14 protein-coding genes and 2 tRNA genes are annotated in these 15788 nt (G+C 39.5%); 8 read left to right on the forward strand and 8 right to left on the reverse strand.

Annotation, left to right across the window (positions count from 1 at the left end; all coding sequences use genetic code 11):
• The first annotated feature begins 141 nt into the window (after positions 1–141).
• Entirely contained in the window at positions 142–3603 is a 3462-nt protein-coding gene (gene mfd, locus ACZ48S_RS05105) for a transcription-repair coupling factor (protein ID WP_464211555.1), read from the forward strand.
• 47 nt (positions 3604–3650) lie between these two features.
• On the opposite strand, the gene ACZ48S_RS05110 is transcribed toward mfd, so the two are convergent.
• Together ACZ48S_RS05110 and ACZ48S_RS05115 are read right to left on the reverse strand one after the other, a co-directional pair.
• A tRNA-Ile gene (locus tag ACZ48S_RS05110) sits at positions 3651–3725 on the reverse strand.
• Between the two features lie 10 nt (positions 3726–3735).
• Positions 3736–4404: an FmdB family zinc ribbon protein gene (locus tag ACZ48S_RS05115; protein ID WP_464211556.1), complete on the reverse strand. Its 669-nt coding sequence runs from the start codon at positions 4402–4404 to the stop codon at positions 3736–3738.
• Positions 4405–4559: 155 nt separating this feature from the next.
• Between ACZ48S_RS05115 and lysS the strand changes: the two genes are divergently transcribed.
• A complete protein-coding gene (gene lysS, locus ACZ48S_RS05120) occupies positions 4560–6044 on the forward strand; it encodes a lysine--tRNA ligase (protein WP_464211557.1) in 1485 nt (494 codons plus the stop codon).
• 6 nt (positions 6045–6050) lie between these two features.
• Complete coding sequence (gene serS, locus ACZ48S_RS05125) at positions 6051–7289, forward strand: serine--tRNA ligase (protein ID WP_464211558.1); 1239 nt, start codon at positions 6051–6053, stop codon at positions 7287–7289.
• 26 nt (positions 7290–7315) lie between these two features.
• Here the strand turns inward: serS and ACZ48S_RS05130 are convergent.
• Positions 7316–7391: transfer RNA gene (locus tag ACZ48S_RS05130), tRNA-Gly, on the reverse strand.
• 43 nt (positions 7392–7434) lie between these two features.
• The gene (locus tag ACZ48S_RS05135; RefSeq protein WP_464211559.1) at positions 7435–7692 is read right to left on the reverse strand and encodes a Sec-independent protein translocase subunit TatA/TatB; all 258 of its coding nucleotides are present in this window, start codon (positions 7690–7692) and stop codon (positions 7435–7437) included.
• Positions 7693–7960: 268 nt separating this feature from the next.
• Here ACZ48S_RS05135 and ACZ48S_RS05140 point away from each other — a divergent pair, with 268 nt between their 5' ends.
• Positions 7961–8887, forward strand: a complete 927-nt coding sequence (locus ACZ48S_RS05140; protein ID WP_464211560.1) for a DMT family transporter — start codon at positions 7961–7963, stop codon at positions 8885–8887.
• A 39-nt stretch (positions 8888–8926) separates the two neighbouring features.
• Here the strand turns inward: ACZ48S_RS05140 and ACZ48S_RS05145 are convergent, their stop codons facing one another.
• Entirely contained in the window at positions 8927–9586 is a 660-nt protein-coding gene (locus ACZ48S_RS05145; RefSeq protein ID WP_464211561.1) for a cyclase family protein, read from the reverse strand.
• A 133-nt stretch (positions 9587–9719) separates the two neighbouring features.
• Between ACZ48S_RS05145 and ACZ48S_RS05150 the strand changes: the two genes are divergently transcribed.
• Genes ACZ48S_RS05150 through ACZ48S_RS05165 form a run of 4 tightly spaced genes read left to right on the forward strand, consistent with a single transcriptional unit; the run spans position 9720 to position 12373 of the window.
• Complete coding sequence (locus ACZ48S_RS05150) at positions 9720–10790, forward strand: sensor histidine kinase (protein ID WP_464211562.1); 1071 nt, start codon at positions 9720–9722, stop codon at positions 10788–10790.
• Positions 10787–11476: a response regulator transcription factor gene (locus tag ACZ48S_RS05155; protein WP_464211563.1), complete on the forward strand. Its 690-nt coding sequence runs from the start codon at positions 10787–10789 to the stop codon at positions 11474–11476. The genes ACZ48S_RS05150 and ACZ48S_RS05155 overlap by 4 nt, the downstream gene beginning before the upstream one ends.
• 47 nt (positions 11477–11523) lie before the next feature.
• Positions 11524–11769, forward strand: a complete 246-nt coding sequence (locus ACZ48S_RS05160; RefSeq protein ID WP_464211564.1) for a hypothetical protein — start codon at positions 11524–11526, stop codon at positions 11767–11769.
• 31 nt (positions 11770–11800) lie between these two features.
• Positions 11801–12373, forward strand: coding sequence for a DUF6812 domain-containing protein (locus ACZ48S_RS05165; RefSeq protein WP_464211565.1), 573 nt, complete (start codon positions 11801–11803; stop codon positions 12371–12373).
• 52 nt (positions 12374–12425) lie between these two features.
• On the opposite strand, the gene ACZ48S_RS05170 is transcribed toward ACZ48S_RS05165, so the two are convergent.
• From ACZ48S_RS05170 to thiC, 3 genes are read right to left on the reverse strand one after another with little or no spacing between them, the layout of a single operon-like run.
• Positions 12426–13229, reverse strand: coding sequence for a GreA/GreB family elongation factor (locus tag ACZ48S_RS05170; protein ID WP_464211566.1), 804 nt, complete (start codon positions 13227–13229; stop codon positions 12426–12428).
• A gap of 49 nt (positions 13230–13278) precedes the next feature.
• A complete protein-coding gene (locus tag ACZ48S_RS05175; RefSeq protein WP_464211567.1) occupies positions 13279–14364 on the reverse strand; it encodes a site-2 protease family protein in 1086 nt (361 codons plus the stop codon).
• 26 nt (positions 14365–14390) lie between these two features.
• Complete coding sequence (thiC, locus tag ACZ48S_RS05180; RefSeq protein ID WP_464211568.1) at positions 14391–15689, reverse strand: phosphomethylpyrimidine synthase ThiC; 1299 nt, start codon at positions 15687–15689, stop codon at positions 14391–14393.
• Positions 15690–15788 lie beyond the last annotated feature (99 nt).

Genomic DNA, 15788 nt, shown 5'->3' on the forward strand with positions numbered 1-15788 from the left:
CACTCCTTCATATATTAGTATACCTGAAGATTATACCATCTACGAGTTTTATGTAAAACTATGAGTTGGTCCCTGCCGGCTCACTGCTGTACAATTACAAGGTCAAATTAATCTGGGGATTTCTATTTTTTGAAGGAGATAATGAACTTTAACGGTTTATTTGAATTATTTTTTCAAGATCCTGATTATCGAGTTTTGGCAAAGGATCACGCAAGTAATTCAAAAAAGACCATAAATAAATTATCCGTCATTGAATCAGCAAGGCCCTTTTTAATATCCTCTCTCAATTACGAGTATAAAACACCCATTATAATCATTGTATCAAGTGCTGAAAAAGCTCGACATATGTACGAACAAATTCGAGTATGGACCGGCAAGGAAAAACCTGTTGAACTATTTCCTGAACCAGAATTGTTGCCATACCAAAGAGCCTTAATCGACAATAATACTGAATTAGATAGTGCCAGAATACTAACCAATATATTGAATGACCAATTGTCAAATAGACAGGTTATTGTCGCGTCCGTCAATTCAATTGTGAAAAAACTACCTGATCCCACCCTTTTTCTTCAAACACGGCTTTTTATAACAGAGGGTCTCAATAAATCCCCTTCCGATATAGCTGATAGCTTGGATAAGCTTGGTTACATATCAGATTATCTTGTAGATAAATCTGGTACATTTTCCCGACGCGGAGGGATTATTGATGTCTTTCCTATTACCGAAAAAGCCCCTGTACGAATCGAGTTTTTTGGAAATTCCATTGATAGCTTAAGATTTTTTGACACTGTCACCCAGCGTTCTTTCAAACACAGTGTTGAATCAATATGTATACATCCCGCTACATTGATACTTGAACCAAAAAATGTTCCCAATATAAATCTAGCTAATCTTAATGACGAATTTAATACAGAACTTGCTGAAGAACTGGATGGTCTAAAAAATGGTTTCCGACCTTGTATGCCCGATTACTGGGCTCCCTACTTCAACAATAATAGTATTATCGACTACCTCCCTAAAAATACACTAGTTTTAATGGATGAACCGGAGTCAATTGATCAAGCTGCTGAATTTCATCACATAGAAGCTGAAAGCTTTAGAAAAATTAAAATTGCGGCTGGTGAATTGCCGTCCAAATACCCTACCCCGTATCTAAACTGGAATATCCTAAAGATGAATTTACGGGAATTTCAGAAAATTGAGTTGTCTTCTTGGGGTTTAGATCGAGATCAAGTTAAGCAATTTCCGTTTACCACAACATCCAACTATACAGGCAGTTTACCAAAATTCATTGAAGATGTGGGAGATTTATCGAGTAAAGGAAACCGTGTATTGGTATTTTCATACCAATCAGACCGATTAGCAGAATTCTTACGCGAGAGGAACATCTCATTTTCGCGAGTCGATAATATTGAGACAATCCCTCTATCTGGTTCAATTACTCTTATCCACAGCTTAATATCAAATGGCTGGATATTTAAAAATACAACTTACTTATTCACTGACAAGGAATTATTTGGATTTTCCAAAAAACAAAGAAAACCAATTATACAAAGAAATTCTTCCAAACTATCGTTACCTGAATTAAGAAGCGGTGATTACGTTGTACATATTGACCATGGGATAGCACTATTTGTGGATGTAATTACCATGGAGGTTTCCAAGATTAAAAAGGAATATATTCTTCTTGAGTATTCTAAAGGAGACCGGTTGTATGTACCTACCGACCAAATTAGCCGAATCAGTCGTTATATCGGCGCAAACGATGATAACCCTAATTTAAATAATCTTGGTTCACGGGAATGGTCACTAGCCAAGGAAAACGCTAAAAAAGCTGCTGTAGAAACAGCTCAAGAGTTGATAGAGCTATATGCCACAAGACAAACTGTTCCAGGTTATGCATTTTCAACTGACACTCTATGGCAACAGGAACTTGAGGGATCATTTCCTTATGTAGAGACCCCGGACCAAGCTTTAGCTATTTCAGAAATAAAACATGATATGGAAAAAGCCCAGCCCATGGACCGATTGATATTAGGTGATGTTGGCTATGGTAAGACTGAAGTAGCTTTGCGTGCGGCTTTTAAGGCAGTAATGGACGGCAAACAGGTAGCGATTCTAGTACCCACAACTATTTTAGCACAACAACATTATTCGACCTTTAAAAAAAGATTAGCCGCATTCCCCATAGAAGTTGAGGTCATCTCCCGGTTTCGCAATCACAATGAACAGCAAAATATTTTAAAAGCTTTAAAAACCAACTCTATAGATATTATTATAGGTACGCATCGTTTAATCCAAAAAGACGTCAAATTTTTAAATCTCGGCTTGCTTATTATAGATGAGGAACAAAGATTTGGAGTGATGCACAAAGAACTCATCAAAAACATGAGTAAAAATATTGATGTTCTAACTCTATCAGCCACCCCTATTCCCAGGACATTGTATTTTTCACTCACAGGGGTAAGAGACATGAGCGTGATTTCTACCCCACCCGGCGAAAGGCTGCCAATCAAAACGTTTGTTACTGCATACAACGAACAACTCATACGTGAAGCCATATTGCGTGAATTTGAACGCGATGGACAAGTATATTTTGTCCATAACCAGGTTAGAAGTATTAAATCAATTGCTGAGAAACTGCAAAACCTAGTACAAGAAGCATCATTTATCGTAGCCCATGGCCAAATGCCTGAAGAAGAATTGGAAAATGCCATGGCTGACTTCACAGAAGGTAAAATAGTTGTTCTCGTTTGTACAACTATTATTGAAAGTGGACTTGATGTCCCCAATGCCAATACTCTAATTGTAAATGATGCAGACAGATTTGGCTTAACGCAATTATACCAACTTAGAGGTCGAGTGGGCCGTGGAGTCAATCTTGCTTATGCGTACTTTATTTACGAAAAGAGCAAGCAATTAACGCGTGATGCTGAACAGCGCCTGCGTACAATTTTTGAAGCGGGGGAACTTGGGGCAGGCTATGAAATTGCCATGAGGGACCTTGAAATTCGCGGAGCTGGCACTTTATTAGGAACCAAACAAAGCGGCCATATAACAGCAGTTGGTTTCAATCTTTATTCCAGTCTTTTGAGAGAAGCCGTATCAGATCTGAAATCCAGAAAGGGTTCCTATCAATCTGACCGTGATTACACAACAACAGGAGACCATATACCCATTATCGACTTGCCCCTATCAGCATTTGTCCCTGATACCTTCATAAGCAGTATAAACGCTCGCATTGATCTATACCGACGCCTAAACAACCTGCAGGAGAAGCAGGAACTCAACGATATGGAGTTGGAAATAAAAGATCGGTTTGGTATATTTCCTGTTGAAGTTAGCAATCTTTTATATATAATTAGGCTAAAGCTACTATGTAAATCAACAGAGATACATAGAATTATATTGCAGGAAAACCAAATAGTAATTAGCTTTAATAAAGAAAATAGAAGCATTGACATTAATGCGATATTGTCGGCTGACCGAACTGTGAGAGCTTCCAATAATAAAATCTGGATACCCTATACAGAATCTGATTTTACTTGGACAGATAAACTTGAAAAAATAATTTGGAAACTAGCGAAAAATGGGAGTAATTAGCGGAAGCATCTTTAAGACGCTTCCGCTATTCAATACAAACTTATTTATGGTGGGCTCGGCAGGTTTCGAACCTGCGACCAAGCGGTTATGAGCCGCCCGCTCTGCCACTGAGCTACGAGCCCAGTTGGCACGCTACAAGTACTGCTCGTTCTCAGGAATCCCTTCTTCTTCATCCAATCCAGTTTTCTTCTTCTTTTCGAAGCGGCTTCCTTTCTTCTCGCCACGAGGCTTGAATACGGGCGGATAATCAAATTCGGCTTTATCTTCTTCCCAAGCTTCAGTCAGAGGATTCCATTTCATCTTCTCTTTCTGTGCCTGTTCCTCGGCTTCTATCTTTTCCAATTCTTTAAGAGCTAAATAACGTTCCTTCTCCTTGGGATCAACACTTGTAGATTTTAAGGCCCATTTAGCGTAATCTTGTTCCGCGGTCTCTTTAGTTCTCTGTTCATCAGCCTCTTTTTCTTTTCTGGCCATTTCTTCTTTTGCCCATTCCACCCAGGCTTCGGGGCCTCTGCCACATGCCTCTTGTCGCTCTTGTCTCCAACGTGCGAGAGGGTCAGGGTCTTTAATTTTTTGTTCTTCCATTTTGCGCTCAGACAACCACATCTTTTCAGCTGCTTTGTCCTTAGCATGAAGATAATGGTCAGGAGGAGTGGCGGTTACATGTGAAAAGGCTGATATGATGCGGTCACACTCGACATTGCATTTTTCACATAGAGTTACTGCATCACATTCGCTGAAAGGTCTTCTTAATTCAAAAGTTTGACGGCACTGAGGACAAATATACTCATAGATAGGCATGGTGCTTACTCCCTCTGATACGAATAATACGATTAAATTGTAGCACTAATAGAACTTCTACGGCAAGCAGAACAATATCATAACTTTGCCATGAATAATCCTATAAACTATAATTGTGAGAATTCACAACGGACCCAAAACATTGAGAGAGTAATATGACTTCACGATTCGACCGAATTACCGATGACCGCTTAGAGAAATTAAACCGACTTAAAGAATTGGGGATAGATCCATACCCTCCCCGTTTCCAGCGGAGTCATACTAATAAACAAGCGGTTACTCTGCTAGAAAATGCCGAACAAAACAACGTTAAACCTCCAGAAGTTACATTAGGCGGTCGGATTATATCACGTCGTGGCATGGGTAAATTGAGTTTCTTGGACATCAGGGATGATGGTGGAAAAATCCAATTATTCTGCAGCAAAGCCAATCTTGTTGAATCCAGCAATAAAATTATAAATCTCTTAGACATTGGTGACATAATCGGAGCAAAGGGTACATTAATACGTACTCGGACCGGAGAAGCCTCTGTTAATGTGCAGACCTTAACTGTTTTAAATAAATCATTACAACCATTGCCCGAAAAATGGCATGGACTTCAAGATATTGAAAAACGTCATCGGCAAAGATATCTTGATTTAATATCTAATCCGGAATTAAAAGCTAATTTTCGGAAAAGGGCTCAGATAATAACAAATATCAGGCGATTTCTTGACTCAAAAGGATTTACTGAAGTAGAAACGCCTGTGCTTCAATCATTGGCTTGCGGGGCTGCTGCCCGACCGTTTATCACCCATCATAATTCACTGCAGCAAGATATGTATCTGCGTATAGCCCTCGAGCTTCATCTCAAGCGTCTTATTGTTGGTGGTTTCGATGGCGTATATGAAATAGGTCGCATATTCCGAAATGAAGGTATATCACATAAGCACAACCCAGAATTTACCATGCTTGAATGCTACCAAGCCTATGCTGACTACAACGACATGATGACTTTAGTTGAAACTATGATATCCCATATCGTTAAAGAACTCACCGGCACATATACTGTTGTCCGTAATAATGTGAAACTGGATTTTTCGCCACCATGGCCAAGGTTGGATTTGAAAACTATTCTGCTTGAAAAAACCGGCGTGGATTTTGTAAAACACCACAGTTCAGATTCACTGAAAAAACGAATCAAGGAACTTGGATTGGATGTTGATTTATCTAAAGACAAGGGCAAGATTATTGATGAATTATTATCACATTATGTAGAACCTTATCTTATTCAACCATGTTTTCTGATTGATTACCCGTTAGAAATGTCCCCCTTGGCAAAAACAAAACCGGAAGAACCCAAAATCGTTGAGCGCTTTGAAGCTTTCGTTGATTGCATGGAAATTGCAAATGCGTTTTCGGAACTTAATGATCCCATGGAACAGGAACGACGCTTCTCTAAACAATTAGAACAGAGCGGGCACGTTAAACAGAGCGATGATACTGAAACAATGGATGAAGATTTTATTACCGCCCTTGAATATGGTATGCCTCCGACGGGTGGTTTAGGGGTAGGCATAGACCGATTGGTTATGTTACTTACCGACAACAATTCCATAAGAGAAGTTATCCTCTTTCCGACACTTAAGGAAAAGGAGTAAATAATTATGATAGACCTAAAATTGCTTCGTGAAGAACCGGATAAGGTTAAAGAATACATGGCAAGCCGTCAATCATCCGCCCCGATTGAAGAGATACTGGAAAATGACATTTTACGGCGTTCAAAAACCCAGGAATTGGACGAACTAAGAAGACAAAGAAAAGAGTTGGCTAAACATCGTCCATCGGACCCGGAAAAAGGTCGCTCGATACGAGAAAAACTCAGCCTTCTAGAAGAAGAGCTACGCGAACTTGATAGTACCATTCTGAATTACCTGCTTCAAATACCTAATATCCCTCAAAATAGTACCCCATATGGTAAAAGTGAAGCTGATAACGTGATACTCAGGTATGAAGGACAGAAAAAAGATTTCAATTTCAAACCAAAGCCTCATTGGGATATTGGAGAAAATTTAAGAATAATTGATTTCGAACGAGGCGTTCAGCTTTCCGGTACTCGCTTTTACATTTTAAAAAATGATGGAGCCAGATTACAGAGAGCGTTGATTTCGTTTTTCTTAGATTTGCACACCCAAAGGCATGGATATAATGAAACTTACTTACCATTTCTAGTTAAAAAAGAAGCCCTTTACGGATCAGGTAATTTACCAAAATTTGCTGATAACCTTTATAGGGACGCGGTCGATGATCTATGGCTCGTACCTACCGCCGAAGTACCGCTAACCAATTTGCATCGCAACGAGATCATTGATGAGGAACAGCTTCCTCTCAAATACTGCGCCTCAACCGCATGTTTCCGCAGAGAAAAAATGAGTGCCGGAAAAGATACTAGAGGTATAAAACGAGGGCATCAATTTGACAAAGTTGAACTTTATAAATTTACTAGTCCGGAAAATTCCAATGATGAATTAGAAAAACTATTAAATGATGCTGAAACCGTAGCCCGAATATTGGACTTGCCATACCGAATAGTACAATTGTGTACGGCAGATATTGGTTTTGCATCAAGCAAGAGCTATGACATAGAAATTTGGGCTCCCGGGATTGAAGAGTGGCTCGAAGTTAGTTCGTGTTCTAATTGTTTAGATTTTCAGGCCAGAAGAGCCAATATTAAATACAGACGAAAAACCGACAGCAAAGTAGCTTACGTTCATACCTTGAATGGCTCCGGTTTGGCATTGCCACGAGTGATGATTGCTGTATTAGAGAACTACCAGCAATCGGATGGTTCAATCATTGTCCCTGCCGCATTGAGGCCATATATGCAAAAGGACATTATAAAATAATACAGCGCTAGCTAATTATCTAATATTGGAGCGGGTGACGAGACTCGAACTCGCGACAACCTGCTTGGGAAGCAGGCACTCTACCAACTGAGTTACACCCGCATTCGGGTTAAACCTTATATAATCGATAGCTATTGGGTGTTTTTTAGGTGTCATCCGATTCAGAATAGCCCCTTACTGGTTCAGCATCTCCCTCTGTTGAACTATTCTGTACTTCAGCTTTTGGACTATTATCCACTGCAGCAGTTGCAGTCTTCACTTCCTGAGTTATATCTTCCTGCGTTTTTCTAAATGACCTCAAGCCTTCACCAAGAGACTTTCCCAACTCAGGCAACTTACCAATGCCAAACACCAGCATTACTATTACTAAAATTATGATAAGTTCTGTTGGCCCTATTCTCATCTTACTCTTTTAACTCCTAGGAAACATCTAACGCATTATACCATATACTTGACCGCTGAATGGTTAATATTGCCTTATATTTTTAGTTATTTTAGCAAATTTACGTTCATATGTATATTAGACAACTATCTTTGTTCATTACCGGATTCATTTCAACCAATTACTCCTTTTATGAACGTCTGACTCTTATAAGAAATGACAACGATACCTGATTTATTGCAGCTTGAAGGTTTGCTATAATCAGGCCTATTCTCTTCAAAGGATATACATGTCAGTTCAAAATTGGCGTTCATCCCCTAATCTGGCTTCCATTGCCCTACTTGGCGTAGCTGCAATTTGGGGCTCAACTTTTGTTGTTGTCCAAGAAGCTGTCTCAAAAATGCCAGTAATGGATTTTCTATCTATACGTTTTTTAATAGCCACGATCGCCTTATTTCTTGTCCGGCCAAAATGCTTGCAAAGTTTAACAAAATTGGGGTTTTTTCGAGCTATTATTTTGGGACTGATCTTGGGACTAGCATATATAACACAAACTTTCGGTCTACAGCATACATCCGCGGCCATTTCCGGATTTATCACTGGATTATTCGTAGTTATAACTCCACTATTAACGGCAGCATTATTACGTCATCCAATTAACCGCAATATCTGGATTGCTGTAGTCTTAGCTACAATTGGATTAGCTTTACTTAGTTTAAGTAGTTGGTCAATCGGTAAAGGCGAATTTTTGACTTTATTATGTGCAATATTTTTTGCATTGCATATAATCGGCTTAGGTGAATGGTCTTCCAAGCACGAAGTATATAGTTTAGCAATAATACAAATAGGCTTCGTTGCAGTAATATCTTTTATCGCAGCTGTCCCTGACGGTATCGTTCTGCCACCCGATAACGCCACCTGGGGGGCTGTAATACTAACTGCCGTGTTCGCCACAGCAGCGGCTTTTTTCGTTCAAACATGGGCACAATCAATGATTTCACCTACGCGTACAGCAATAATAATAACCATGGAACCGGTTTTCGGAGGCATATTCGCTGTATTGATTGCGGGTGAATTAATCACTTTGCGACTTCTTCTGGGAGGGGCTTTGGTAATAGGAGCAATGTTGTTAACGGAATTAAAGCAAAAAATCCCCCCTGCCGCTTCACAAACCATCGTTATTGCATCTGAATCTAATTTGAAATGCGAGGACTAACACACTTTGATAAATATTCAACATCCCCAAGCAAGGGAACTAAATTGGTTTTAATAGTACTCGAGCCGGGGCGCCATCTCCATTGCGAATCTTAAGTGGTAAGCATATAAATTGATACATTCCTGGTTCAACCGATGACAAATCCAGGCCTTCAATTAACCATATACCCGACTGCAAAAATATTTTATGCACTTTGCCACCGTCTTTCTTGTACCCCCCTACTGAAAGATAATCTACACCAATAACTTTAATTCCGCATTCAATCAGATAACTAGCGGCTTCAGATGTTATAAATACAAACTCTTCACTGAAACTATCTTGCTGCCATAAGGATGAATTCAGTGTTTTAAAAAGTATTCTTTCTCCCTTTTGAATTTTATAGCTTTCAAGTTCTTCGGCTTTTATACTTTCTGCATCTTTAATTTGTATAACCCTGGCATTACCTAACAGAGTTTCTGGGTTGACATCGCTGATCGTTAATCCATTTCCGAAAAAATGAGAAGGGGCATCCACATGAGTACCAGTATGTGACCCTAACGTTAATTTAGAAATGGTATGACTATCACCTTTATCCAGATCCTGTGAACGTTCAATTTTAACTCCAGGATCACCAGGCCAATGAACCATATCGCTATATATAGCCACGGATACATCAATCCACCCTTCGCCGGAAAATTCAAGTGAAATTTCTTTATTCATGCCATCTCCTCCAATCTGTTACCGCTAATGATACATCACAAATGATAGTTAATATATATCAATGAGATTTACCGTGAATTCCTTTTATGAGTTATAATGAGTCGCGTATATTTGTAAAATAAATATTTACTCTATGAAAACTAAATTTTTAAATAACCGACGCTCACCTTGCTATTCTTTATTTTTTCTCATTATTCCTTCATTGGTCATTTTTATTAATCCAACAAAGATTGAAGCTCTATCCTTTAACATTAACAGTATTACTGCGTCCTATATTAGTGTAATACAAATGGGGCATGGTCATCACCTCCTATTTGGGAGTATTAATCTACCGGTACCATCAGACTGGTGGGTTAATATGTTGGCCGCGGGACTCGGGGTGATAATTGCCTATATCATTTATTATGTACGCTTGAGAGCAATAGCTCACCAAAGAAAAATTTTGGAAGTAGAAGTTTTTGAGCGCACAGCTGAACTCAAGCAACTTAACAAAGAGCTTGATTATGAGATTCAAAGAAGAGCAGAGTTTAATCGAGCATTAGTTCATGAGTTAAAAACACCCCTTACAGCGATCTTGGCTTCTACGGAACTATTTTTAGATGAACTAGCCGACGACCCAAGATTGGGCTTAGCCAAAAATATCTACCAGGCTGCTAGAAATCTGGACCACCGCACCGACGAATTATTAGATGTTACCCGTGGAGAAATTGGCTTATTAACCATACATCCACAATCTATTGATATCTGTCCGCTTTTACATAGCACCCTAGAAACATTGAGACCAACCGCATATCGAAAAAATATTTCGCTTACATTGGAGATCAAAGGTACCATTCCCAAGATTTTTGCCGACGAAGAACGTTTAGGTCAGGTATTGTACAACTATTTAGCAAATGCGATTAAGTACACGCCTGAAGGTGGCAATATAATATTAAAAACTTTTCAGAACAATGACATGCTATCTATTGAAGTGATTGATGATGGGCCTGGAATAAGCTGCGACGCTCAAAAGCGTCTTTTTGAGCCCTACTACCAAGTTCCCTGCAGTGGTGGGGAACGATTGGGTGGAATGGGTTTAGGTTTATCTCTTTCCAAGATGATAATCAATCTTCACAATGGCGAAGTGTGGGTTGACAGCCGATTAGGTCAAGGCTCCAAATTCGGTTTCTCTTTGCCTGTTATATCCAAGGAGGCTAATAAATGAAAGCATTGATGATAGAAGATGACCCCCAAATAGTTGACTCGGTCGGATGGGCCTTTCGAATGCGTTGGCCCGACATGGATTTTTTATCTACTGATTCTGGAATTCAGGGCATTAATCTTTCCAGTGAAGCGCAGCCAAATATAATAATTTTAGACTTGGGTTTACCAGATATTAGCGGTTTTGAAGTATTAAAGGGTATTAGAAAATTCACGGACATCCCAATAATTATACTCACCGCTCGTAAGGATGAATTCGATATTGTAAAAGGACTTGAAGCTGGAGCCGATGATTATCTGGTTAAGCCTTTCCGGCAAATGGAATTATTATCCCGCATCAAAGCTCTCCTGCGGCGTTCATCAACCACAAATACCGATACTATTCTCACGGCCGGATGGTTACGTTTGTCTCCAGCTACTGGCATACTCCATTATCACAAACAGGAAATACCATTAACACGAACAGAAGAAATAATAATGAATAGACTCATGAAAAATGCCAACAACGTAGTTACTTATACAGAACTGGCCGAAGCTCTCTGGAACGACTATTATCCGGAGAGCATAGCTGCTTTACGAGTATATATCCGCCAATTGCGTCACAAAGTTGAACAGGATGTTGATAACCCTAAACTAATATTGAATAAGCACGGTACAGGGTATATGTTAATAATGCCAGAAGTCGATTAAATTCTGGATTGTAGTTTGAATATCTCTTCATAAGGTTAATTGATAAAATGGCTTTTATCAGTCTAATAATAGGTTTTATATGTATCATTGCCCTCGTTGTTGCCTTTTTTCCTTTCCTTGGCTTTCTTCATTGGTTTATCGTTCCTATGGCAACAGTTGGTGTTATTTTAGGCCTTGTCAATCTCGTAAAAAAAAGGGGTAATTTTCTTTCAGCTAGCGGTATAATGTTGTGCACTATTGCATTGATTATAGGTATATTAAAAATTGCGGGTTTTCCTGACATGAACATTTAAACACCCTGCTATCACAGCACAGGAGGAACATATGCTCGACCAAAGCAATTCGGATTCAATAGCATCAGTTCATGGTCCACTGAAATTCGATTCTAGTAAATTCCGGCAAGTTGAGGTGTACATATATACCATGAATGGCATATTCATAGGCTCAACTCTCTGCCAGCACCAACAACGCCTGCTGGATGCATTGAATAAAGGTTTCTATTCACCAAAGCTGCAAACATTTACAGATTTCATGCCTGTATTTAATGTAGTTCTCAAAGATAATACTGAATCAAAACAACGCATGGATACAGTATACATTCGTAAAAGTAATATTCTCTTTGTTGGTGAAATCACCCCGGAACACTCTGCGGTTCAACCGAATGTCTATCCGGTACGCCGTAAAAAACCCCTTCAGGCGATTATAAATCTACCTCAGATCAGCTTAAGAGGGAATATGCACAGTGAGATGTGGGAGGAACTTCAAGAAGCACTTAACCGAAGTGACCAGTTCATACCAACTACTGATGTTAGTTTCAATCCACCTTTACTAGGAAACATTAAAAGCTTCCCTTTCGTTGCGGTGAACAAAGACCACATCGTATACGTTGGAAAATAATAACGCTAACCAAAATCATTAACAAGAAACTACTAAAGTTAGCCAATTATTATTAACTTATGGATTCAATACAATAACGCAATACCCTGTTGGGCGCCACCACTTCCACGGTTTCACCCATCTTTTTTCCAAGTAAGGCCTTACCGATTGGAGATACCAGTGATATACAGCCTTTTTTTATATTGACATCTCTTGGTATTACCAATTTGTATTCAGATATTTCCCCCGTATCAACTTCCTTAACGGTAATACTGCAACCAAGTACTACTCTGTTATTATTGATCTGCGCTGCATCATGAGAGATTTCTGCATGTTTTAACAACAATGTTAATTCATTAATTTTACCATCTAATTTTGCTTTTTCTTCCCGAGCAGCATGATAGGGAGCATTCTCTTTCAAATCTTTGTCGGCTGCAGCGCGTTTTATATCATCTATGACGATTATTCTTTTTTCTTTCAATCCGGATAGTTCTGTTTCCATTTCCTGTTTCTTCTCTGGTGTCAATACTAATTTTTCAATGTCATTAGGTCGAGTAACTTTGACTGGCTTCTTTTTCACTGTTGTCTTTTTAATTTTAAGGTGAACCGGTAATTCTTTATTAATCCAGCCTTTTTTTACGGCATGTTTCATAAATTCGCGGACAGCTTTTATTTTGTTTGCTCCATCTTCCGCCGATTGTTGTGCGCGAGAATATTCCTCAAGTTTGTAAGACGATAAATTTACAATACATTGTGTAGATCCATACCATCGTACAAAGTTCCTCACTGCAGAACTGTTTGTCTCCTGTTTAGATTTTGATAAACCAGCCAGATAATCAGCTGCAGCATCACCCAAATTTAATGTTTCTTTAGTCATAAACCCTCATTTCATTTTTAATACATAATCTCAAACTGTATTGATTTTATTAATTATTAACCAAGTCAATCAAATCGTCCAGAAGCACTATCCCGATAAATTCGTCTTTTAATGAGCGAACTGCCGTAAAATCCAGCCCTGATTCATTCATTTTTTGCACTGCCAATAGCAGATTATCATTTATATAAACTTGTGCATCCATGTCAATTTCTCTAGCCATATCCCCAATTTTAATTTCACCATGAACAGCGGTTGATTTTTCAACCCAAGCTATCAATAATTTATCCTTTTCATCCCCAACTAAAAAACATTTATGTCCCGGATATCGATTTAAGATTTCTGTAAGGCTAGTTGCCACAGAAACTCTGGGACAATTGTGCCTAATAACCTCTGATACTTCCCTCCCTTTCAACCAAATCTGTAATTCAAACTGGCTCAAGCTTTTTCGAGCTGTGCTTTCTAAATACCACCCCAGTATTAAAAGCCATACTCCAGCCATCCAATCGCCTTGCGCTATAATAAAGTATCCGCCTGAAGCTATAATAAAAAAACCTATTACGCGTCCATAAAATATTGCTCCACGAGTGGCTTTTTTGTAGTCCCTGCCTAAATTCCACCAAATACCCCGAAGTACCCTCCCTCCATCTAATGGAAAACCCGGCAATAAATTAAACAGAGCTACTATCAAATTAATTTGAGCAAGCCATAAAGCAACAGCAGCCCATGAAACAAATATGTTCAAGTAAAACGAATAAATAATCCAGCATATGCCAGCTAATAGCAAACTGGTAACTGGGCCAGCCAGTGCCATTTTTAATTCCGCACCTGGGAACTCAGGTTCTCTATCCATTTGAGCCGCGCCCCCAAATAGATAAAGAGTAATACTTCGTACCGGTATACCATTAGCTCGGCCTACGAGACTATGTGCTGTTTCGTGAAGCAAAATGGAAATAAAGAATAATAATGCAGTCACACCACCCATCAGCCAGTAGGTAACCAAACCTTTTCCAGGGACTGTTATTGGAAAAACCTGCCACGATAAAAAAACAGTAACAAGTAGAAAAATGAAAAACCAACTGAAATGAATTCGAAACTGTATCCCAAAAAGACGGATTAAATTATATCCACTATCCAATTAACCTGAATCCATTCGAAATGGAATTAACAACGTGTTGTCGATATTCCAAGATATTTTTCAGCTAATTCCATCGCGCAAAACTCACCACACATTGTGCAAGCCTTTCCCGAAGTATTTGCCGGCTGATGTCGCTGGATGCTAAGTTCAGGGTCAATGGATATTTCAGATTGTGATTGCCAATTGAGGCTCTTCCTCGCCGTAGCCATTTTCAAGTCCCAATCCATAGCTCCAGGTACCCCTTTTGCTATATCTGCCGCATGAGCCGCTATACGAGAGGCCATTACACCATCTTTCACATCTTGTACTCCCGGTAATTCCAAATGTTCAGCAGGAGTAACATAACACAAAAAATCAGCTCCATTCATAGCCGCTAAGGCTCCACCTATGGCAGATGTAATGTGATCATATCCAGGAGCCACGTCTGTCACCAATGGTCCAAGCACATAAAAAGGTGCGCCCTGACAAACAGATTTTTGCAATTCTACATTCGTTTTTATCTGGTGAATCGGTATATGCCCCGGACCCTCAACCATTACCTGGACATCAGCTTTACGGGCTCTATCAACCAATTCACCCAAAATTATTAATTCCTCAATTTGAGCCCGGTCAGTCGCGTCCGCAAGACAACCTGGCCGTAAACCATCTCCTAAACTCAAAGTAACATCATATTTAAAGCAGATTTCAAGCAAACGGTCATAGGTTTCATAAAGAGGGTTTTCTTTTTCGTGATGAATCATCCAGCCGGCTAAAAGAGCTCCACCTCGAGATACTATATCCGCAATTCTGCCCTGCTCTTTTAAACGGGAAAGAACACCTTGTGTTACCCCACAATGTACCGTTATAAAATCGACTCCATCAGCAGCATGCTGTTCTATTACTGTAAGTATCTCTTCCGCCGTTAATTCAACAATCGAACCTTTAGTCTTTCTGGCTTTTATCCCGGCTTCATAAATTGGGACAGAACCAAAAACAATTTTGCTCTTTCTCAACAATTCACGGCGGATCTCCGGTAAATCCCCCCCGGTCGACAAGTCCATCACTGAGTCAGCTCCCGCTTTTTGAGCAGCTGACAATTTATTTATTTCTACACTGACATCAGTGCAATCAGAGGATGTTCCAATATTTGCATTAACTTTGGTCCGTAATCCTTTGCCAATTCCGCACGGCTCCAAATTATGGTGATTTATATTGGCAGGAATTACAATTGATCCTTCAATAATACCGGCGATAATTTGTTCGACCGATACTTTTTCCATTTCTGCAACCGTCTGCACTTGGGGAGTAATGGTTCCCTTGCGGGCTTGATGGGTCTGTGTTGTCATAAATAACTCTTCAATGTTTTCCAGACCACCATCAGGCCTTCCGCCTTCCCTATGCTCGTATTGTGGAATTCAGGTGCCAGGGTTGACTTAATTTAAAGA

It is taken from the genome of Dehalogenimonas sp. NIT-SK1 (genome assembly GCF_055384165.1).